This window comes from Streptomyces sp. NPDC059582, from assembly GCF_042735715.1.
Classification (GTDB): Bacteria; Actinomycetota; Actinomycetes; order Streptomycetales; family Streptomycetaceae; genus Streptomyces.
The window spans coordinates 1-20,908 of sequence record NZ_JBHWCC010000094.1 but is presented as its reverse complement, the minus strand read 5'-3'; the positions used below and the strand labels follow the sequence as shown (position 1 = coordinate 20,908).

Sequence of the window (20,908 nt, the reverse complement as noted above, 5' to 3'; positions counted from 1 at the left end):
GTCGTGACGTGCCGCCCCGCGCCCCGCACCGTCACGCGCTGAGCAGCCTCTTCTGCCGCAGCAGAGCGGCCAACGCCGCCGCGAACTCCACCGGGTCGGCCGGGAGCGTCACCGCCGCGTCGGCACGGCTCCAGGTGGCCAGCCACGCGTCCTGCGGCCGCCCGATGAGCAGCAGCACGGGCGGGCACGCGAACACCTCGTCCTTGATCTGCCGGCACAGGCCCATGCCGCCCATCGGCACGGCCTCGCCGTCCAGTACACAGACGTCGATCCCGCCCCGGTCCAACTCGCGCTCCACCGCGGCCTGGGTCGCGCACTCCACGAACTCGACCAGGGGTACGTCGGGAGCGGGCCGGCGTCCGGTCGCGAGCCGCACCTGTTCGCGGGTGTTGGAATCGTCGCTGTAGACCAGCACCGTGGCGGTCGGCTGCATGCTTCCTCCGAGACGTCAGCGTCCTACGGACTGAACCGATGCGCCGGATGCTACTCCCTTGAACAGGCTGTCAACACCTGTTGGAACACCGCTTCGATGGGCCATACGGGCACTACACACGCTGGGAACACTCCGAACGGCACCCCCCGGAGTGAGGGCGGGATAAGGGACCGACATAATGTCGGTCGTGGCGACAGCAACGACAGTAGACACCGGGCACGCGCACCCGTCGGTCAACCGACCGAACCTCACCAGCGTCGGAACCATCATCTGGTTGAGTTCCGAGCTGATGTTCTTCGCGGCCCTCTTCGCGATGTACTTCACCCTGCGATCGGTGACGGGACCCGACCACTGGAAGGAAATGGCGTCCGCCCTGAACTTCCCGTTCTCGGCGACGAACACCACGATCCTGGTGCTCTCCTCCCTCACCTGCCAGCTCGGCGTCTTCGCCGCCGAGCGCGGTGACGTGAAGAAGCTCCGGGGCTGGTTCATCATCACCTTCATCATGGGTGCGATCTTCATCGGCGGTCAGATCTACGAGTACACCGAGCTGGTGAAGAAGGACGGGCTCTCGCTCTCCTCCGACCCGTACGGCTCGGTGTTCTACCTGACCACCGGCTTCCACGGCATGCACGTGACGGGCGGCCTGATCGCTTTCCTGTTCGTCCTCGGCAGGACGTACGCGGCCAAGAGGTTCACCCATGAGCAGGCGACCGCGGCCATCGTCGTGTCCTACTACTGGCACTTCGTCGATGTCGTCTGGATCGGCCTTTTCGCCACGATCTACATGATCAAGTAGCCGGGTCCGTTCCCGCGCACCTTCCAGAAGCATCGACGCAGAAGATCCTGACACCGGGGTAATCCGTGAAAAAGCTCTCCGCACGACGACGCCATCCGCTGGCGGCGGTCGTCGTCCTACTCCTCGCGCTGGCGGCCACTGGGGGGCTGTACGCCGCGTTCGCGCCCGCGAGCCAGGCGCAGGCCGATGACACCTCCCAGTCCCTCGCCATCGACGAGGGCAAGAAGCTCTACGCCGTCGGCTGCGCCAGCTGCCACGGCACCGGCGGTCAGGGCAGCTCCGACGGACCGAGCCTGGTCGGCGTGGGCGCCGCGGCCGTCGACTTCCAGGTCGGCACCGGCCGTATGCCTGCGGCGACCTCCGAGGGTCCCCAGGTGGTGAAGAAGAAGAACATCTACAGCCAGGCCGACATCGACCAGCTCGCGGCGTACATCGCCTCGCTGGGCGCCGGCCCGAACGTGCCCACCTCGGCGCAGTACGGCCCCGACGGCGCGGACATCGCCAAGGGTGGCGAACTCTTCCGCACCAACTGCGCGCAGTGCCACAACTTCACCGGTAAGGGCGGTGCCCTGACCAAGGGCAAGTTCGCGCCGAACCTCGAGGGTGTGGACCCCAAGCACATCTACGAGGCCATGCAGACCGGCCCGCAGAACATGCCTTCGTTCCCCGACACCACGCTGTCGGAGCAGAACAAGAAGGACATCATCGCGTACCTGAACGTGGTCAACAGCGATGAGACGGAGAACCCCGGCGGTCTCGAACTGGGCGGCCTCGGGCCGGTCAGCGAGGGTCTGTTCGCGTGGATCTTCGGTCTCGGCGCCCTGATCGCGGTCGCCGTCTGGGTCGCCGCTCGGACCGCAAAGGCCAAGAAGTCATGAGTAGCCAAGACATTCCAGAAGAGAACCTGCCCGCTGTGCAGGACCACACGCACGGTGCCGTAGACGTCGCGGACGAGCAGAACCCGTTCGCCGACCCGGGGCTGCCGCCCCACGAGCACCGGATCCAGGACATCGACGAGCGGGCCGCCAAGCGGTCCGAGCGTGCGGTCGCCTTCATGTTCACGCTGTCGATGCTGGCCACCGCCGGCTTCATCGCCTCGTACGTGACGATCCCGTCCGACAAGTCGATCTTCGTGTTCCCGATCGGCCACCTCAGCGCGCTGAACTTCGCCCTCGGCATGACGCTGGGTACGGCGCTGTTCAGCATCGGCGCGGGTGCGGTCCACTGGGCCCGCACCCTGATGTCCGATGTCGAGATCACCGACGAGCGGCACGCGATCGCGGCGCCGCCGGAGGTCAAGGCCAAGGTCCTGGCCGACTTCAAGCAGGGCGCCCAGGAGTCCGCGCTCGGCCGTCGCAAGCTGATCCGCAACACGATGTTCGGCGCGCTGGCCCTGTTCCCGCTCTCCGGCGTCATGCTGCTGCGCGACCTCGGCCCGCTGCCCGGGACCTCGCTCCGCCACACCCTGTGGTCCAAGGGCAAGCTGCTCGTCAACATGAACACGAACGAGCCGCTGCGCGCCTCGGACGTGGCCGTCGGCTCGCTGACCTTCGCCAAGCCCGAGGGCCTGGAGGAGCACGACGAGGAGTTCCAGAACGAGATCGCCAAGGCGGCCCTGATGATCGTCCGGCTCCAGCCGGAGAACATCAAGGACAAGCGCGAGCTCGAGTGGTCGTACGAGGGCATCGTGGCGTACTCCAAGATCTGCACCCACGTGGGCTGCCCGATCTCGCTGTACGAGCAGCAGACGCACCACGTGCTGTGCCCCTGTCACCAGTCCACCTTCGACCTGTCCGACGGCGCCCGAGTGATCTTCGGCCCCGCCGGTCACGCCCTGCCGCAGCTCCGCATCGGCGTGAACGACGAGGGCTATCTCGAGGCGCTCGGCGACTTCGAAGAGCCCGTCGGTCCTGCATTCTGGGAGCGCGGATGAGCACTACGACCAGCACCACGAACCCGTCGGACCGCTCGCGCGGGAAGGCGCCGGCCGGCGAGCGTGTCGCCGACTGGGCCGACGGCAGGCTCGGGATCTACTCCCTGGCCAAGTCCAACATGCGCAAGATCTTCCCCGACCACTGGTCGTTCATGTTGGGTGAGGTCTGCCTCTACAGCTTCATCATCATCATCCTCACGGGTGTGTACCTGACGCTGTTCTTCCACCCGTCGATGAACGAGGTGGAGTACCACGGCAGCTACGTCCCGCTCCAGGGACAGCTGATGTCGGAGGCGTTCAGCTCGACGCTGCACATCTCCTTTGATGTGCGTGGCGGTCTGCTCATCCGGCAGATCCACCACTGGGCGGCGCTGATCTTCCTCGCCGGCATGTTCGTGCACATGATGCGCGTGTTCTTCACGGGCGCGTTCCGCAAGCCGCGTGAGATCAACTGGCTGTTCGGCTTCCTGCTGTTCGTCCTGGGCATGTTCACCGGGTTCACCGGCTACTCGCTCCCGGACGACCTGCTCTCCGGCACCGGTGTCCGCTTCACCGAGGGTGCGATCCTGTCCATGCCGATCGTCGGCACGTACATCTCGTACTTCCTCTTCGGCGGTGAGTTCCCGGGCCACGACTTCGTGGCGCGGTTCTACTCGATCCACATCCTGCTGCTGCCGGGCATCATGCTCGGCCTGGTCGTGGGCCACCTGATCCTGGTCTTCTACCACAAGCACACGCAGTTCGCGGGCCCCGGCAAGAGCAACAAGAACGTCGTCGGCATGCCGCTGCTGCCGGTCTACACGGCCAAGGCCGGAGGCTTCTTCTTCCTGGTCTTCGGTGTCGTCGCGGCGATCGCGGCGATCGCTCAGATCAACCCGATCTGGGCCATCGGCCCCTACCGGCCGGACCAGGTGTCCACCGGCGCCCAGCCCGACTGGTACATGGGCTTCGCCGAGGGTCTGATCCGCTTCATGCCGGGCTGGGAGGTCAACTTCTGGGGTCACACGCTCGTCCTGGGCGTGTTCATCCCGCTGGTCCTCTTCGGTGTCGTGCTCGGCGCGCTGGCGGTCTACCCGTTCATCGAGTCCTGGCTCACCGGCGACAAGCGCGAGCACCACATCCTGGACCGCCCGCGCAACGCGCCGACCCGTACGGCGCTGGGCGTCGCCTGGGTCACGATGTACATGATCACGCTGGTCGGTGGTGGCAACGACCTCTGGGCCACCCACCTGCACCTGTCGATCAACTCGATCACCTGGTTCGTGCGGATCTTCTTCTTCGTCGGACCGGTCATCGCGTTCCTCCTCACCAAGCGGATCTGCCTCGGCCTCCAGCGCCGGGACCGGGACAAGGTGCTGCACGGTCGCGAGACCGGCACCATCAAGCGCCTGCCGCACGGTGAGTTCATCGAGGTCCACGAGCCGCTCAGCCAGGAGCAGCTGCACACCATCACGGCGCACGACCAGTACCAGCCGCTCGAGATCGGCCCCGCGGTCGACGAGAACGGTGTCGAGCGCAAGGTGACGGGCTCCGAGAAGCTTCGCGCCAAGCTCAGCAAGGCGTACTTCGACGAGGACAGCCAGATCCCGAAGCCGACCGTCGACGAGTACAAGGAGATCACGAGCGGCCACGGCCACCACTGATCGCTGCGCTCGCCACGCGCACAGAAGGGCCCCGTCCGGTCTCCGGGCGGGGCCCTTCGCGGTGCCCGGCGCTGGATAGGGTGTAACCAGCTTTTTCGTGTCCGCGAACCGTCTGCGAACCGTCTACGAACCAGGAGCGGCTGATGAGCGCTGTGACCCCCGCTGGAGGCGACATCGCGGCGGGCCGTTCCTGGCCCGCGGTACTGAACGGCCTGCTGGAGGGCCGTGACCAGAGCGCGGAGAGCACCGCCTGGGCGATGGACCGGATCATGCGCGGCGAGGCGACCGACGCGCAGATCGCCGGGTTCGTGGTCGCGCTGCGGGCCAAGGGCGAGACCGTCGAGGAGATCACGGGCCTGGTCCGGGCGATGTACGAACACGCGAACGTCATCCACGTGCCGGGCGCCACCGTCGACATCGTCGGCACGGGCGGCGACGGCGCGAAGACGGTGAACATCTCCACGATGTCCTCCATCGTCATCGCCGGTACCGGCGCCAAGGTCGTCAAGCACGGCAACCGGGCCGCGTCGTCGGCGTCGGGTGCCTCGGACGTGCTGGAGAAGCTCGGGGTCAATCTCGAACTGACGCCGAAGCGGGTGGCGGAGGTCGCCGAGGAGGCCGGGATCACCTTCTGCTTCGCGGTGAAGTTCCATCCGGCGCTGCGTCATGTGGCGGCGGCCCGGGGACAGTTGGGTATCCGGACGGTGTTCAACTTCCTGGGTCCGCTGACCAATCCGGCGAAGGTACGGGCCCAGGCGGTCGGGGTGGCCGATCCGCGGGTGGCGCCGATCATCGCGGGTGTCTTCGCCGAGCGGGGCAACTCCTCGCTGGTCTTCCGCGGCGACGACGGTCTCGACGAGCTCACCACGACGGCCACCTCCCGGGTGTGGATCGTCCGGGACGGCATGGTGACCGAGGAGACCTTCGACCCGCGGGACGTGGGTGTCGAACTGGTGCCGGTGGAGGCGCTGCGCGGTGCCGACGCGTCGTTCAACGCGGACGTGGCGCGCCGGCTGCTGAACGGCGAGACCGGGCCGGTGCGCGACGCGGTGCTGCTGAACTCGGCGGCGGCGCTGGTGGCGCTGGAACCGGGCTCCGGGACGCTGGCCGAGCAGATCGGGGCCGGGATGGCCAAGGCGGCCGAGTCGATCGACTCGGGCGCGGCCAAGCGGACGCTGGAGCGCTGGGTGGCCGTCAGCAACGCCTGACCCACGGCCGACGTGAGGCGAGGCGCGGTCCAGGATCCGGACCGCGCCTTGCGCGTCGAAGACCGTGTGGCAGGATGGTGAACCAGGTCATGAGTGACAGTCATGAGGCCCCGGCCGACTGTCCGGCAACCCTCCGTCCGTGGCGGGGTGCCCCGGGTGAAGACCAGGTCGTGGGCAGCGAGGTCCACGGCAAGCGCGGACCCCTCGAACGCTCCTGAGCGAGCGCGGCACCAGGGGTCCTGGTCCTCGAGGGAGCCTTCCGTGAGCAAGCGAATGCGATAGGGCGTAGAGCCCCGCCTCCGCGTACCCCTTTCACCCTCCCCACGCTCGAGCCCGGTGCGGCTCGCGTGGCGGTTCCGCCTTGCCTCTCACGGGAGTACCCCATGTCCGTCTCCACCGCTGCCACCGCCCAGGCCGTTTGTCACCCCCTGCCCGTTCTGGGGCGAGATGTCACCGTCCCGCTGGTCACGGGCGGCGAAGTCACCTACGCCGCGCTCGACTACGCGGCCAGCGCCCCCGCCCTCCAGCGTGTCTGGGACGACGTGGCGGCGTACGCCCCGTACTACGGCAGCGTCCACCGCGGCGCCGGCTACCTCTCCCAGCTCTCCACGGACCTGTTCGAGAACGCCCGCGCGACCGTCGCGGAGTTCCTGGACTGCCGCGGCGCCGACCAGGTGGTCTTCACCCGGTCGACCACCGACTCCCTGAACCTGCTGGCGGCCGCGCTGCCCGCCGACTGCCAGGTCTTCGTCTTCGAGACCGAGCACCACGCCTCGCTGCTGCCCTGGAAGAACGCCCGGGTCACCTGCCTCGACGCCCCGCGCACCCCACGCCAGGCGGTGGCGAGCCTGGAGCGCGCCCTCGCCGGCCGCGACCCGCACGGCCCGGCCCTGGTCTGCGTCACCGGTGCCTCGAACGTCACCGGGGAGTTGTGGCCCGTACGCGAGCTGGCGGCGGCGGCCCACGCGCACGGCGCCCGCATCGTCCTGGACGCCGCCCAGCTGGCTCCGCACCACCCGGTCTCCGTCCGTGACCTCGACGTCGACTGGGTCGCCTTCTCCGGCCACAAGCTGTACGCCCCGTTCGGCTCCGGCGTCCTGGCCGGCCGCGCCGACTGGCTGCGCGCGGCCGAGCCCTACCTCGCGGGCGGCGGCGCCAGCCGCAGGGTGACCCGGCGCGCGGACGGGGGAGTGGACGTGGAGTGGCACGAGAGCGCCGCCCGGCACGAGGCGGGCTCGCCGAACGTGATCGGCGCCTACTCCATCGCGTCCGCCTGCAAGGCCCTCACCGAGGCCGGTTTCGACGCCCTCGTGGCCCGCGAGCAGTACCTGATCGACACCGTCCGGGCGGGTCTCGCCGAGGTCCCCGAGGTCCGCGTCCTGTCCCTCTTCGGCGACGACGCCCCGCGGGTCGGGGTGCTCGCCTTCGTCGTGGAGGGCTGGAACAGCTCCCACTTCGCCGCCGCGCTCTCCGCCGAGTACGGCATCGGCGTCCGCGACGGCCTGTTCTGCGCCCACCCGCTGGTGCGCACCCTGCTGGGCGGCGACCCCGGCAGCCAGGGAGAGTGCGGTGCCCCCGAGGCCGCGCCGGGCGAGAAGTCCCTCAACGCGATCCGGGTGAGCTTCGGCGCGGGGACGCCGGACGAGCACGTGGAGCGGTTCGTGACCGCGGTGCGGGAGCTGGTCAGGGACGGCGCGAAGTGGCAGTACCGGACCGAGGGCGGCCGCTGCGTCCCGGCGGTCTGACCGCGCGGTTTCGGGAGGCGGCGGTCAGGAGTCGAGACCGATCGCGAACGCCGCCTCCAGGTCGTGCTGGGAGTAGGTCCGGAACGCCACGTGCGTGTCCGTGCCCTCCACGCCGGGGATCTTGCTGATCCGGCCCGGGATGACCTCCGCCAGATCCTCGTGCTGCCGCACCCGCACCATCGCGATCAGGTCGTAGGTGCCGGTGACCGAGAAGACCTCGCTCACGGATTCCAGCGCGGCGATCGACTCCGCGATCTCGGGAATCCGGTCCACGCTGGTCTTGATCAGGACGATCGCGGTGATCACGGCTGGGTCTCTCCCTCGGGGGCCGGAGCTGGGGCGGCCTTCACTCTAGTCGTACGGCCGAATCGCACCCACGCGTAGAGGAAGCCCGATCCAAAGCCCACCAGGTGCGCCAGATAGGCCACGCCGGGACCCTGGGTCGCCTGGCCCGCCGCCACCCATTGCAGGGCCGCCCAGAAGGGCAGCACGATCCACGCCGGAAAGCGCATCGGCAGGAAGAACAGGAACGGCAGGAGACTGGTCACCCGGGCCCTGGGAAACAGGAACAGGAACGCGCCGAGTACCGCGGAGATCGCCCCGGACGCGCCGACCAGCGACTGCTCGGAGCCGGCGTTGGCCACCGCGTACCCCAGCAGGGCGAGGTAGCCGCATCCGACGTAGAACAGGGTGAACTCGACCCGGCCCATCCGCTCCTCGGTCATCGCCCCGAAGACGTAGAGGAAGAGCATGTTGCCGAGCAGATGGACCCAGCTGCCGTGCACGAACAGGGCCGTGACGGGCGTCAGCGCCTGTCCGGCGGCGTCCTGGAACAGCTCGGCCGGGACCACGCCCCAGTGTCGGAAATATGTTCGCTGGGCAGCCGCCAGCTCGTCGCCGGTGCCGTATCCCGGGTTGAAGCCCGACGCCGGGCCGATCAGAAAGACCAGGCAGCACAGGGCGATCAGCCCGTACGTCACGGGCGCCGACGGTTTCCGGAACGCTCTGCCCGCGGTTCCGTTCCAGTTGCTGATCATGGTTACAGAGCATGACGTACCCGGACGCACTAAGACAGACCGCCTCGCCGCCGTGGACGGACGGGCGATGAGTACCCGCCAGGCCGTAGGGTTACGAGCCACATGCGCCGGGGAGAGCACGGTGCATCACGGACAATAGAAGGAAGGCGAACAGCCCCGATGACGGTTCCCCTGCCGACCGCCTCGACGCGGTGGCGCTGCACCCTCTGCGGCAATCTCACGCGTTTCGACGTGACCCGTTCGTCGAAGGTGGTGGAGTACGTCCACCTCGACCTGGCCGGTGCGCCGAACGTCGAGGAGCGCGAGGTGGTCAGTGAGACCATCGAGTCGGTGCGCTGCCGCTGGTGCAACGCGGTGGATCAGGTGGAACTCGTGGACAGGCCGGGCGCCGGCTCCTGACAGGGAGCGGCCCCGCACAGGTATTGGGGTGTGACGGATGGTGGAGAGCGCAGGCGGGGGGCCGGGCGACGGCGCCGCCGAGGTGCTCGACCGTCCGCTGCCCGACGGCGTGCGGCGCCGGGTCGTGCAGATCGTCTCGGACGGCTTCGGTGGGCTGACCATCGGGGAACTGCCCGCCCAGCTGCGGCAGTACGCCCGGTTCGCCCCGAATCGTCGGGCCAAGTTCGCGGGCAACGCCATGGCCGCGGCGCTGGAGACGGACACCCTCTTCCGGCAGCGGATCGGCGAGAAGTTCAGAGAGGCGCAGCCGGAACTCTCCGGCGCCCTCGACTCAGGCTCGCCGCCCCCGGCCGCGGACCCGCTGGACGTGGCGGCCGCGGCCTATGTGCTGCGGCCCACCGGCTGGGTGAAGCTGGTGACCGCGGCGGGCGAGGAGGCGCTGCGCGCGGACGCCGAGCGGGCCGACGAGGAGAGCCGCGCCGAGCTGGAGCGGCTGCGCGAGGAGCTCGACCGCTCCCGTGAGCAGACCCGGGCCGAGACCGAGCGGCTGCGGACCGAACTGGACGCCTCGAAGCGGGAAGCGGAATCGCTTCACCGCAAGCTGCGCGCGGCCCACAGCGACGTCAAGCGCGGCGAGGCGGCGCTGCGCAAGGTGCAGGGCGAGATCGAGGCCGTACGCGCCGAGACGCAGGCGCAGGTGTCCTCCGCCGAGAGCGAGGCGCGGCGGCTGAAGGGGCGCCTGGGCGAGGTGGAGGCGGCCCTGGAGGCCACCCGCAGGGCGGCCCGGGAGGGGCGCAGCGTCGAGGACATGCGGCTGCGGCTGCTGCTCGACACCGTGCTCGACGCGGCCCAGGGGCTGCGCCGGGAACTGGCGTTGCCGCCCGTGTCCGTACGGCCCGCGGAGACCGTGGACGCGGTCGAGCCCGGCCGGATGACTCCGAAGGACATCGCCAACCGCGCGCTGTCCGAGGACGATCCGGCGATCCTCGACCAGTTGCTCGCGCTGCCGCAGGCGCATCTGGTGGTCGACGGCTACAACGTGACCAAGACCGGCTATCCGCAGATGCCGCTGGAGAAGCAGCGGCTGCGGCTGCTCGGGCAGCTCTCGCAGCTCGCCGCGCAGACCGGCGCGGAGGTCACCTGCGTCTTCGACGGCGCCGAGCTGGCCGCCCCGGTGCTGCTGGCGCCGCCGCGCGGGGTGCGGGTGCTGTTCTCCAAGCCCGGTGTGACGGCCGACGAGCTCATCCGGCAGCTGGTGCGCGCCGAGCCGCCCGGCCGGCCCGTCATCGTCGCCTCGACCGACCGTGAGGTGGCCGACGGAGTGGCCCGCGCGGGGGCGCGGCCGGTGGCATCCGCGGTCCTTCTCAAGCGTCTGTCCTGAAGGTCAAGATCCGGGCCCAATGCCCGAATTGACGGAACCGTCACGCAACGTAGCGTCAATCGAGCATCACTGCATGTGAGTTGAGTGCAAAGAATGCGGTGCGTAACCGGGATTTTTCGTCGGAGGATTTGAACTGATCACAGAAACATCACTAGGGTCAGCCTTCGAATCTCCGTACGGGTGATCACTCACAAGAAGGAGCTCGTCTCCGTGGCGTCCCATCGTCGACCGAAGCAGCCGAGTCGTGCACGTGTGACCGTGCTGACCACCGCAGCCGCAGCCGCCGTCGTGCTCAGCGCCCAGGCCGCCAACGCCGCGCCGAGCGAGAAGCTGAACAAGGACGAGGTCAAGTCCAAGGTCGACAAGCTCTACGAAGAGGCGGAGCAGGCCACCGAGAAGTACAACGGGGCCAAGGAGAAGCAGGAGAAGCTCCAGAAGGAGATCTCCACCATCCAGGACAGCGTCGCCCGCGGCCAGGAAGACCTCAACGGCCTGCGCGACAGCATGGGCCTGGCCGCCGCCGCCCAGTACCGCACCGGCTCCATCGACTCCTCCCTCCAGCTCTTCCTGTCGGCCGACCCGGACGACTACCTGGACAAGGCCTCCACGCTCGACCAGTTGAGCGGTCAGCAGGTCGAGGCGCTGAAGAAGATCCAGGAGAAGCAGCGCGAGCTCGCCCAGGAGCGGACCGAGGCCTCGGACAAGCTCAAGGACCTCGCCTCCACCCGTACCGAACTCGGCAAGAAGAAGAAGGAAGTCCAGGCCAAGCTGGCCGAGGCGCAGAAGCTCCTCAACACGCTGACGGCCAAGGAGAAGGCGGCCCTCGCCGCCGCCGACGCCCGCGCCAGCCGCTCCGCCAGCTCGCGCGTGGACCTCGGCAACACCACCTCCGCCTCCGGCCGGGCCGCCGCCGCCTTCTCGGCCGCGCGGAGCCAGCTCAACAAGCCGTACGTCTACGGCGCCACCGGCACCGCCTCCTACGACTGCTCGGGTCTGACCTCCTGGGCCTACGCCCAGGCCGGCGTCACCATCCCGCGCACCTCGCAGGCCCAGGCCAGCGCCGGCACGCGGATCTACTCGCAGAGCGACCTCCGGGTCGGCGACCTGGTCATCTTCTACGGCGACCAGCACCACGTCGGCCTGTACGCGGGCAACGGCCAGGTGCTGCACGCCCCGCGCACCGGCACCGTCGTGCGCTACGAGTCGATCGGCAACATGCCGTTCCAGTTCGGCGTCCGTATCTGACCCGCGTCCGGCCCGAGCCGTTCCCGGACCGTTCCCGGTCCGGGAGGCCGGTCCGGGACCTCGGGCCGCCGCCCGAACGGGCGAATTGCGACACCGCCAACTGACCCCACGCCCCGCCGATGACCTGCGTCAGCGGCGGGGCGTCACGTTGTGTGCCCGCTGACGTCTTTGGCCGCCGCCCCGTGGCGGGGCTACTGTCTGGCGCGTTTCCCCACACCGCCGTGGCGCTTCCGCCGCGTGCCGGGGAAGCGGTCAGTGTCCGCCAGCGGAAGGAGTGCGGTTTCCCGTGGGGTCCCATCGCCGCCTTGCACCGTCCGGGTTCGACCGGGGTGCCTGCGCAGCCCTCAGTGTCCTGTCCGTCACCGCCGCCGCGCTCGGAGCCGTACCGGCGGCGGCCGCGCCGCACGACGACACCCGGGCCGAGGTGGACCGCCTCTACGAGGAGGCCGAGAAGGCGACCGAGGCCTTCAACCGGGCGGACGAGCGCGCCGACCTCCTGCGCAGCCAGGTGGGCAACGCCCAGGACCGGATCGCCCGGCAGCAGCAGAGCATCAACTCCCTGCGGGAGAAGCTCGGTTCGCTGGCCGGCGCCCAGTACCGCTCCGGCGGCCTCGACCCCTCCCTGGCGCTGCTGTTCTCCGACGACCCGGCCGACTACCTCGACCGGGCCTCCGTCCTGGACCGCATCACCACCCACCAGGCCGGGGAGCTGAAGGAGCTCCGGTCGGCCATGCGCGAGCTCGCCCAGGAGCGCGCGGACGCGACGCTGAAGCTGACCGAGCTGGAACAGAGCCGCAAGGCCGTCGCGAGCCACAAGCGGACCGTGGAGCACAAGCTCGCCAGGGCGCGGCGGCTGCTCAACTCGCTGCCCTTCGCCGAGCGCCTCGCCTTCGACCGGGCCTCCCGCTCCGGCCGCGCGGACCTTCCCGGACTCGGCGGCGCCGCGGCCACCGGCCGCGCCGCGTCGGCCGTCGCCGCCGCCCGCTCCGCCCTCGGCCGCCCCTACGTCTGGGGTGCCAACGGACCGGGCGGCTTCGACTGTTCGGGCCTGATGCAGTGGTCGTACGCGCAGGCCGGGGTGCAGCTGCCGCGCACCTCGCAGGCCCAGCGGTTCGCCGGGCACCAGGTCCCGCTGTCCCAGGCCCGGCCCGGGGACCTGGTCGTCTACCGGTCCGACGCCAGCCATGTCGGGATGTACGTGGGCAACGGCCAGGTGATCCACGCCCCCTATCCGGGGGCGCCCGTGCGGTACGACCCGGTGGGCATGATGCCGATCTCGTCGGTCACCCGGGTCTGACGCCCGAGCGGCGCCGTACGATCGGGAAGATGGCTGGTCGAAGGCGGGGATCGAGATCCGCGGTCGCGGCGCTGTGTCTGCTGCTCGTCTCCCTGGTGGGGTGCGGCGGGCGGCCCGCGACCGACGGCGCGCGGGCCGAGGTGCAACGGCTGCTGGACGCGCGGGCCGCCGCGGTCCTCGGCCACGACGAGCCGGCCTACCGCGCCACCGGCACCCCGGCCGGGTTCGACCACGTGAAGGCGGTCCCGTTCTCGGCCTGGTCCTACCGGGTCACCGCGGTGCACCCGAGCGGTGACACGGCCTCCGCGGACGCCGAGCTGCGCTACAGCGTCCGCGGGTACGACAGGGCGCCCGTCACGGCCGCGCGCGTCCTCGGGCTCGCCCTCGACGCCGGGGGGCGGTGGCGGGTGACGTCCGACCGGCCCGCGAAGAAGGCCGGGCAGCAGCTGTGGGACCAGGGCGCGGTGAGCGTCGTCCGGGGCGCGCACAGCCTGGTGCTGGGGACCGGGCAGTCGGGCGAGCGGCTGCGCTCCTTCGCGGAGCTGGCCGACCGCGCCGTGCCGGCGGTGTCGCAGGCGTGGGGCGCCGACTGGAGCGGGCACGTCGTGGTGCTCGTACCGAAGTCGCTGGAGGGGATGGCCGGGCTGCTGGCCTCGCCCGCCTCCTCCTACCGCGGGATCGCGGCGGTCACCACGGGCGAGACCGGCGGGCCGGCCCGGGCGCCCGCGGACCGGATCATCGTCAATCCCGACGCGTACGGCGTGCTGGGCTCGCTCGGCCGGCAGGTCGTGCTCACCCACGAGACCACGCATGTCGCCACCCGCGCCCACACCGACGCGGCCACGCCGCTGTGGCTGTCCGAGGGGTACGCCGACTGGGTCGGCTACCGCGGCAGCGGGCGCAGCGCGTCCATGGTCGCGCCGGAGCTCGCGGGTGCCGTCGCCGACGGGCGGGTCCCGGCGGCGCTGCCGGCCGACAAGGACTTCGGGTTCACCGGCGACTCGACCCGGCTGGCGCAGGCGTACGAGGGCGGCTGGCTGGCCTGCCGGCTGATCGCGGACCGCTGGGGCGAGGTCCGGCTGGGCGAGTTCTACCGGGCCGTGGGCGCGCACCGGGCGCGGGCGGGAGCGGTCGAGGACGCGATGAAGAAGGTGCTCGGGACGACGTCGGAGAAGTTCACCGCCCAGTGGCGGGACGCTCTGCGGGCGCAGTTCGGCTGAGCCCTTCCAGGTGGGCGACGGCCTCGGTGAGCCTCGCGCGCTCCGCCGTGCCCGTCGCCCGGGCCACCGGCAGTATGCGCTCGGCGGGGTCTTCGAGGGCAGCGGGGGAGCGCCGGTGCCGCTGCGGGTGACCGGGCTCGGCACGGCGGTCCAGCTCGCGCCGGCCCTCGGACCGTCCCGCCTCGGCCCGCCCGGCATCCGCCCGGCATCCGCCTGGCGCCGGCGCTCGCCACGGCCGCGCAGTGCGCGGCGGCGGCGCTGAGGGCGCGGTCGGCCCGCGGTCAGGAGGAGACCGGGGCCTCCTCGGCGCGGGCCGCCTGAGCCGGGAAGACCGCCTCGGGGCCGCGGGGCACCGTCGAGCGCCACAGCCGTACGGCCGCGGTGAGCGTGGCGGCCACCAGGAGGCCGTCCCGGACGAGGAGCAGGGTGACGCCCAGCGGGTCACTGGCGACGACGTGCTCGAACCAGACGGGGAACTCCAGCACCGTCGCGAACGCCGCCGCGAGCACCAGCCCGGCGGGCGTCCCCATCCTGCTGCCGCGGTGGCACAGACAGACCGCCGCGACCCCGACCAGCCACACCAGGTACTGCGGGCTGATCACCCGGCTGGTGACGGTGAACATCAGCACCGCCACGAAGGCCGCGTCGGCGAGCGTGTGGGGCAGGAAGCGGGTGGCCGCCAGGCGCCACAGCAGCAGCCAGCCGAAGGCGGCGCCGGTCAGGGCCAGGGCGGCGGTGCTGACGACGTCCACATACGGGCCGAGGAACTCCACCGAGCCGTAGTTGAGCAGCACCTCGCCCCGCCAGCCGAAGTGCCGGGCCACATGGAAGACCAGCGCGCCCAGCGACTCCACCTCGGTACCGCGGTCGCGCTGGGCGGCCAGGAACGCGAAGGCGCCCGGCATCGCCAGGGCGAACAGCGCGGCCACCGCGCCCACGGTCACCGCCGCCGCGCCCCACGCCCGGCGCCGCAGGGCCCCGACGAGCAGCAGCGCCGGCCACACCTTCAGCAGCGCCCCGACGCCGGCGAGGGCTCCCATCGTCCGCGGATGCCGGGCGCCCGCCAGCAGCGCGGCCACCGCCACCGCGGTGACCATCACGTCGTAGCGGGCGTAGAGCGTCGGCCCGAGCAGCGCCGCGCCCGCCACCCAGGTCCAGGCGCCGCGCGAGGACCCGCCGGGGCGCGGACCGGCGTACCGCAGCAGCAGGAGGACGGTCAGGTCGGCCAGGAAGGCGAGGACGAAGAACGCGGTCGCGTAGTCGAGGAAGGGCAGGAGCGCGGGGGAGAGCACGGCCAGCGCCGCGGCGGGCGGGTACTGCCAGGTGACGTCGTCGAGCGGGAAGGTGCCGTGGCGCAGCACCTCGTACCAGCCCTGGTAGATCACCGACACGTCGCTGGTGACGTCCGGGCCCGGGAAGACGGACACCTTCAGCACGCACAGCAGGAGCGGCAGCCTCGTCGCCGTCCAGGTGCCCAGCAGCCACGCCGGGGACCGTCCCGCGCCCGCAGTCTCCACCTGAGCCCCTGTCCGTCCGTCCGCCGTGCCGAGAGCCACATGATGACCCGCCGTGCCGTGAGGGGGCCATGAAGCACGGCCGGGGACGGCCGCGCGGACGCGTTGGGTAGGGTCGGCGGCGATGGACAAGACCCTCATCGTGACGAACGACTTCCCGCCCCGCCCCGGCGGCATCCAGGCGTTCCTGCACAACATGGCGCTGCGACTCGACCCCGAGCGGCTGGTCGTCTACGCCTCCACCTGGAAGCGGAGCCCGCAGGGCGTCGAGGCGACGGCCGCCTTCGACGCCGAACAGCCGTTCACGGTCGTACGCGACCGTACGACGATGCTGCTGCCGACGCCGGGGGCGACCCGGCGGGCGGCCGGGCTGCTGCGCGAGCACGGGTGCACGTCGGTGTGGTTCGGCGCGGCGGCGCCGCTCGGACTGATGGCACCGGCACTGCGCCGGGCGGGCGCCGAGCGGCTGGTGGCCACCACCCACGGCCACGAGGCCGGCTGGGCCCAGCTGCCCGCCGCCCGGCAGCTGCTGCGCCGGATCGGGGAGTCCACGGACACCATCACCTACCTCGGCGAGTACACGCGCTCGCGGATCGCGCCCGCGCTCAGCCCGCAGGCGGCGGGGCGGATGGCGCAGCTGCCGCCGGGGGTCGACGAGAAGACCTTCCACCCCGGGTCGGGCGGTGCCGAGGTGCGCGCCCGGCTCGGGCTCTCCGACCGCCCGGTGGTCGTGTGCGTGTCCCGGCTGGTGCCGCGCAAGGGGCAGGACACGCTCATCCTGGCCATGCCCCGGATCCTGGCGGCCGAGCCGGACGCGGTGCTGCTGATCGTCGGGGGCGGCCCGTACGAGAAGGATCTGCGCCGGCTCGCCCGGGAGAGCGGGGTGTCCGGCTCCGTGCGCTTCACGGGGGCCGTGCCCTGGGCGGAGCTGCCCGCGCACTACGGCGCCGGGGACGTCTTCGCCATGCCGTGCCGGACCCGGCGGGGCGGGCTCGACGTGGAGGGCCTCGGCATCGTCTACCTGGAGGCGTCCGCGACCGGGCTGCCCGTGGTGGCCGGGGACTCGGGCGGCGCGCCCGACGCCGTGCTCGACGGCGAGACGGGCTGGGTCGTGCGGGGCGGCTTCGCGCAGGAGGCCGCGGACCGGATCGTCACGCTTCTCGGGGACGCGCAACTGCGCCGCCGGATGGGCGAGCGGGGCCGGCGGTGGGTCGAGGAGAAGTGGCGCTGGGACCTGCTGGCGGAGAAGCTGCGGGCGTTGCTGTAGCGGACGCCCTGGTGCCGCAGCAGGCATCGTGCGCCCCGTCGCGACGCCCGGCAGGCCCTCTCGCGGCACCGGCCGAAAGCCCGAGTACGTCCAGTACGAGGACTTCCGGCCGGCACGCCGGGAGCACGCACCGGACGCCGCTTCCTCACGGGCCAACGTTGCCTGCCGCGGCACTAGGCGGAGGGAGATAATCCGCCGATGCTGCGTCCATGACAGCAAAACTGATGCAGCGTCAGCTGACGAGACGTCACATCCTGGGCATGATGGCCCTCCAGACCGCCGCCGCGGCCGGTCTCACCCGTATCGGTCTCCAGTCCGCGCAGGCCGCCGAACCGGCCGCCGTGGACAACGCCCCAGCCATCGTCGTCGGTTCCGGCTACGGCGGGGCCGTCGCCGCCCTGCGCCTCGGCCAGGCCGGTATCCGCACCCTCGTCCTGGAGATGGGACGGCTGTGGAACACCGCCGGCAGCGACGGCAAGGTGTTCTGCTCCACCAGCGCCCCCGACCAGCGCTCGATGTGGTTCCGCACCCGCACGGAGGCCCCGCTGGCCAGCTTCCTGTGGCTCGACCTCGTGAACAAGGACATCAGCGCCTACCCCGGAGTCCTCGACCGCGTCCACTACGACAACATGTCCGTGTACGTCGGCCGGGGTGTCGGCGGCGGCTCCCTGGTCAACGGCGGGATGGCGGTCACCCCGCTGAAGTCCTACTTCGCCGAGCAGTTCCCGACCGTGGACGCCGACGAGATGTACGGCACCTACTTCCCGCGCGCCCGCTCCATGCTCGGCGTCAACACCGTCGACCCCGCCTGGTTCGAGTCCACCGAGTGGTACAAGTTCACCCGCACCTCCCGCAAGGCCGCCGCCAACGCCGGCCTGAAGACCACCTTCGTGCCGAACGTCTACGACTTCGGCTACATGCAGCGCGAGGCCGCGGGAACGGCCACGAAGTCCGCGCTGGCCGGCGAGGTCATCTACGGCAACAACCAGGGCAAGCGCAGCCTCGACAAGACCTACCTGGCCGCGGCCCTCGGCACCGGCAACGTCACCGTCCACACCCTGGAGAAGGTCCGGTCGGTGACCCGCGCGAGCGACGGGTCGTACGTCCTGACCGCCGACCGCATCGACACCACCGGCACGGTCGTGGAGACCAAGCAGTACAGCTGCACGTACCTCTTCCTGGGCGGCGGCAGCATCGGCACCACCGAACTCCTGGTGCGCGCCCGGGACACCGGCACCCTGCCCGAGCTGACCTCCGGGGTGGGCGCGGGCTGGGGCACCAACGGCAACACCATGGTCGGCCGCGCCAACCACATCTGGGACACCGTCGGCGCCAACCAGGCGACCATGCCCGTCATGGGCATCGACGACTGGGCCAACACCGCCAACCCGGTCTTCGCCGAGATCGCCCCGCTGCCCATGGGGTTCGAGCACTGGATCAGCCTGTACCTGGCGATCACCAAGAACCCCGAGCGGGCGTCCTTCTCGTACGACTCCTCGTCCGGCGCGGTGAAACTCGGCTGGAGCGCCGCCCAGAGCGCCGTGTCCGTCGCGATGGCCAAGAAGCTCTTCGACCGGATCAACGCGGCCAACCTGACGATCTACCGCTACGACCTGTTCGGCTCGGGCAGCAAGGTGTTCGCGGACGACTTCACCTACCACCCGCTGGGCGGCTGCGTCCTCGGGAAGGCGACCGACGGCTACGGCCGGGTCAAGGGGTACTCCAGGCTCTACATCACCGACGGCTCGCTCGTGCCCGGCTCGATCGGGGTGAACCCGTTCGTCACCATCACCGCGCTCGCGGAACGCACGATGGCGCGGGTCCTCGCCGAGGACACCGCGCCATGACGCCCGGCCGGAACGCTCCGGCGGACGGCGACTACTTCGCGTAGATCGCCTCGATCTCGTCCGCGTAGTCCTTCGCCACGACATTGCGCTTGAGCTTCAGGGACGGCGTGAGGTGGCCCGACTCCTCCGAGAACTGGGAGGACAGAATGCGGAACTTCCGCACCGATTCCGCCTTCGACACCGCGGCGTTGCCGTCGTCGACTGCCGACTGGACCGCCGCGAGCAGATCCGGGTCGTCGCGCAGTGACGCCGCGGTGGAGCCCGCCGGCTTGCCGTGGTCGGCCGCCCAGCGGCCCAGGAACTCGTCGTCGATGGTGACCAGCGCGCCCACGAACGGGCGTCCGTCGCCCACCACCATGCACTCCGCGACCAGCGCGTGCGCGCGGATCCGGTCCTCGATCACGGCCGGGGCGACGTTCTTGCCGCCCGCGGTGACGATGATCTCCTTCTTGCGGCCGGTGATCCTGAGGTAGCCGTCCTCGTCGAGGGTGCCGATGTCACCGGTGTGGAACCACCCGTCGGCCAGCGCCTCGGCGGTCGCGGCCTCGTTGTTCCAGTAGCCCTTGAACAGGTGCTCGCCGTGCAGCAGCACCTCGCCGTCGTCCGCGATCCGCACCACCGAGCCGGGCAGCGGCTGGCCGACCGTGCCGATCTTCTGCCGGTCCCAGGGGTTGAACGCGGTGGCGGCACAGGACTCGGTCAGGCCGTAGCCCTCCAGGACCGAGAAACCGATACCGCGGAAGAAGTGGCCCAGCCGCTCGCCCAGCGGGGCGCCGCCGGAGATCGCGTACTCGCCCCGGCCGCCGAGGACCGCGCGCAGCTTGCTGTAGACGAGCTTGTCGAAGGTCTTGTACTTGATCTTCAGACCGAGCGACGGGCCCGACGGCGTGTCCAGCGCCCTGCTGTACGCGATCGCGGTGTCCGCCGCCTTGTCGAAGATCTTGCCCTTGCCGTCGGCCTGCGCCTTGGCGCGCGCCGAGTTGTAGACCTTCTCGAAGACGCGCGGGACGCCGAGGATCAGCGTCGGACGGAAGGCGGCCAGCTCGTCCGTGAGGTTCTTGATGTCCGGGACGCAGCCCAGCTTGATCGGCGCCATCATCGGCGCGATCTCGACGAGCCGTCCGAAGACGTGCGCGAGCGGCAGGAAGAGCAGCACCGAGCACTCGCCGGTGCGGAACAGCGGGCGCAGCCGCTCCACGATGTTCCCGCACTCGGCGAAGAAGCTGCGGTGGGTCAGCACGCAGCCCTTGGGCCGGCCCGTCGTGCCGGAGGTGTAGACGATGGTCGCGGGGTCGTCGGCCCGGGCGTGCGAGCTGCGCTCGTCGAGGGTCGCGTCGGAGACGTCCTGCCCGGCCCGTCCCAGCTCCGCCACCCCGTCGGCCTCGATCTGCCAGACGTGCTTCAGCTCGGGCAGCCGGTCGCGTACCGACTCGACCGCGGCCGCGTGGCTGTCGAGCTCCACCACACAGGCGGTGGCGCCCGAGTCGGAGAGGATCCACTGCACCTGCTCCGGCGAGCTGGTCTCGTACACCGGCACGGTGACCGCGCCGGCGCTCCAGATCGCGAAGTCGAGCAGGGTCCACTCGTAGCGGGTGCGGGACATCAGGGCGACCCGGTCGCCCGGCTGCACGCCGGAGGCGATGAGGCCCTTGGCCGCGGCGCGCACCTCGGCCTGGAAGACGGTGGCCGACACGTCCTGCCAGTTACCGCCGACCTTGCGGGCGATGACGGCGACGTCGGGATGCTGCGCGGCGTTTCTCCGGACGATGTCGGTGAGATTGCCGTCCGCAGGGACCTCGTACAAAGCCGGAAGGCTGAACTCGCGCAAGACTGCTGCTCCTCATAGGGCGCCGGCGCCACGACGTTGTGTGATGCGACGGTGCGGTCCAAGGCTCGGGCAGGTACCCGGGCGTCGCCGGCGGGTGGAGGCCCGCTGGTTG

General features: G+C 70.9%; 18 protein-coding genes and 1 riboswitch. Of the genes, 13 read left to right on the top strand and 5 right to left on the bottom strand.

The features are described 5' to 3' along the window. Window positions 1–31: 31 nt before the first annotated feature. The gene (locus ACFV0T_RS41005; protein ID WP_385790472.1) at window positions 32–433 is read right to left on the bottom strand and encodes a hypothetical protein; all 402 of its coding nucleotides are present in this window, start codon (window positions 431–433) and stop codon (window positions 32–34) included. 178 nt (window positions 434–611) lie between these two features. Between ACFV0T_RS41005 and ACFV0T_RS41000 the strand changes: the two genes are divergently transcribed. From ACFV0T_RS41000 to ACFV0T_RS40975, 6 genes are all read left to right on the top strand, one after another. Continuing rightward, on the top strand, window positions 612–1,232 hold the full coding sequence (locus ACFV0T_RS41000) for a heme-copper oxidase subunit III (protein ID WP_385790470.1): 621 nt from the start codon (window positions 612–614) through the stop codon (window positions 1,230–1,232). 65 nt (window positions 1,233–1,297) lie between these two features. Continuing rightward, a complete protein-coding gene (locus ACFV0T_RS40995) occupies window positions 1,298–2,110 on the top strand; it encodes a c-type cytochrome (RefSeq protein ID WP_385790468.1) in 813 nt (270 codons plus the stop codon). Beyond that, window positions 2,107–3,165: a Rieske 2Fe-2S domain-containing protein gene (locus ACFV0T_RS40990; protein ID WP_385790466.1), complete on the top strand. Its 1,059-nt coding sequence runs from the start codon at window positions 2,107–2,109 to the stop codon at window positions 3,163–3,165. Before ACFV0T_RS40995 ends, ACFV0T_RS40990 begins: the two co-directional genes overlap by 4 nt. Beyond that, entirely contained in the window at window positions 3,162–4,808 is a 1,647-nt protein-coding gene (locus tag ACFV0T_RS40985; protein ID WP_385790464.1) for a cytochrome bc complex cytochrome b subunit, read from the top strand. Before ACFV0T_RS40990 ends, ACFV0T_RS40985 begins: the two co-directional genes overlap by 4 nt. A gap of 143 nt (window positions 4,809–4,951) precedes the next feature. Then, on the top strand, window positions 4,952–6,016 hold the full coding sequence (gene trpD / locus ACFV0T_RS40980; RefSeq protein WP_385790463.1) for an anthranilate phosphoribosyltransferase: 1,065 nt from the start codon (window positions 4,952–4,954) through the stop codon (window positions 6,014–6,016). Between the two features lie 85 nt (window positions 6,017–6,101). After that, window positions 6,102–6,218, top strand: a riboswitch (SAM riboswitch). A gap of 181 nt (window positions 6,219–6,399) precedes the next feature. Beyond that, on the top strand, window positions 6,400–7,761 hold the full coding sequence (locus ACFV0T_RS40975; protein WP_385790461.1) for an aminotransferase class V-fold PLP-dependent enzyme: 1,362 nt from the start codon (window positions 6,400–6,402) through the stop codon (window positions 7,759–7,761). Between the two features lie 24 nt (window positions 7,762–7,785). On the opposite strand, the gene ACFV0T_RS40970 is transcribed toward ACFV0T_RS40975, so the two are convergent. Together ACFV0T_RS40970 and ACFV0T_RS40965 are read right to left on the bottom strand one after the other, a co-directional pair. Beyond that, window positions 7,786–8,067, bottom strand: coding sequence for an Lrp/AsnC family transcriptional regulator (locus tag ACFV0T_RS40970; RefSeq protein WP_019062383.1), 282 nt, complete (start codon window positions 8,065–8,067; stop codon window positions 7,786–7,788). After that, window positions 8,064–8,798, bottom strand: a complete 735-nt coding sequence (locus ACFV0T_RS40965; protein WP_385790459.1) for a rhomboid family intramembrane serine protease — start codon at window positions 8,796–8,798, stop codon at window positions 8,064–8,066. The genes ACFV0T_RS40970 and ACFV0T_RS40965 overlap by 4 nt, the downstream gene beginning before the upstream one ends. A gap of 159 nt (window positions 8,799–8,957) precedes the next feature. Between ACFV0T_RS40965 and ACFV0T_RS40960 the strand changes: the two genes are divergently transcribed. The 5 genes from ACFV0T_RS40960 (at window position 8,958) to ACFV0T_RS40940 (ending at window position 14,340) form a co-directional block, all read left to right on the top strand. Continuing rightward, window positions 8,958–9,197: a hypothetical protein gene (locus ACFV0T_RS40960; protein ID WP_353696287.1), complete on the top strand. Its 240-nt coding sequence runs from the start codon at window positions 8,958–8,960 to the stop codon at window positions 9,195–9,197. Window positions 9,198–9,234: 37 nt separating this feature from the next. After that, window positions 9,235–10,578 (top strand): NYN domain-containing protein, encoded by a 1,344-nt coding sequence (locus ACFV0T_RS40955; RefSeq protein ID WP_385790456.1) that lies wholly within the window; start codon window positions 9,235–9,237, stop codon window positions 10,576–10,578. Window positions 10,579–10,788: 210 nt separating this feature from the next. Beyond that, entirely contained in the window at window positions 10,789–11,823 is a 1,035-nt protein-coding gene (locus ACFV0T_RS40950; RefSeq protein ID WP_385790454.1) for an NlpC/P60 family protein, read from the top strand. Window positions 11,824–12,109: 286 nt separating this feature from the next. Then, on the top strand, window positions 12,110–13,120 hold the full coding sequence (locus ACFV0T_RS40945) for an NlpC/P60 family protein (protein ID WP_385790452.1): 1,011 nt from the start codon (window positions 12,110–12,112) through the stop codon (window positions 13,118–13,120). Window positions 13,121–13,149: 29 nt separating this feature from the next. Then, on the top strand, window positions 13,150–14,340 hold the full coding sequence (locus ACFV0T_RS40940) for a hypothetical protein (protein ID WP_385790450.1): 1,191 nt from the start codon (window positions 13,150–13,152) through the stop codon (window positions 14,338–14,340). A gap of 281 nt (window positions 14,341–14,621) precedes the next feature. On the opposite strand, the gene ACFV0T_RS40935 is transcribed toward ACFV0T_RS40940, so the two are convergent. Then, window positions 14,622–15,857 (bottom strand): glycosyltransferase 87 family protein, encoded by a 1,236-nt coding sequence (locus tag ACFV0T_RS40935; RefSeq protein WP_385790448.1) that lies wholly within the window; start codon window positions 15,855–15,857, stop codon window positions 14,622–14,624. Window positions 15,858–15,978: 121 nt separating this feature from the next. Here ACFV0T_RS40935 and ACFV0T_RS40930 point away from each other — a divergent pair, with 121 nt between their 5' ends. Beyond that, entirely contained in the window at window positions 15,979–17,121 is a 1,143-nt protein-coding gene (locus tag ACFV0T_RS40930) for a glycosyltransferase family 4 protein (RefSeq protein WP_385790446.1), read from the top strand. Between the two features lie 260 nt (window positions 17,122–17,381). Further along, complete coding sequence (locus ACFV0T_RS40925) at window positions 17,382–18,968, top strand: GMC oxidoreductase (protein ID WP_385790473.1); 1,587 nt, start codon at window positions 17,382–17,384, stop codon at window positions 18,966–18,968. Window positions 18,969–18,999: 31 nt separating this feature from the next. Here the strand turns inward: ACFV0T_RS40925 and ACFV0T_RS40920 are convergent, their stop codons facing one another. Beyond that, complete coding sequence (locus tag ACFV0T_RS40920) at window positions 19,000–20,796, bottom strand: AMP-dependent synthetase/ligase (protein WP_385790444.1); 1,797 nt, start codon at window positions 20,794–20,796, stop codon at window positions 19,000–19,002. Between the last annotated feature and the right edge of the window lie 112 nt (window positions 20,797–20,908).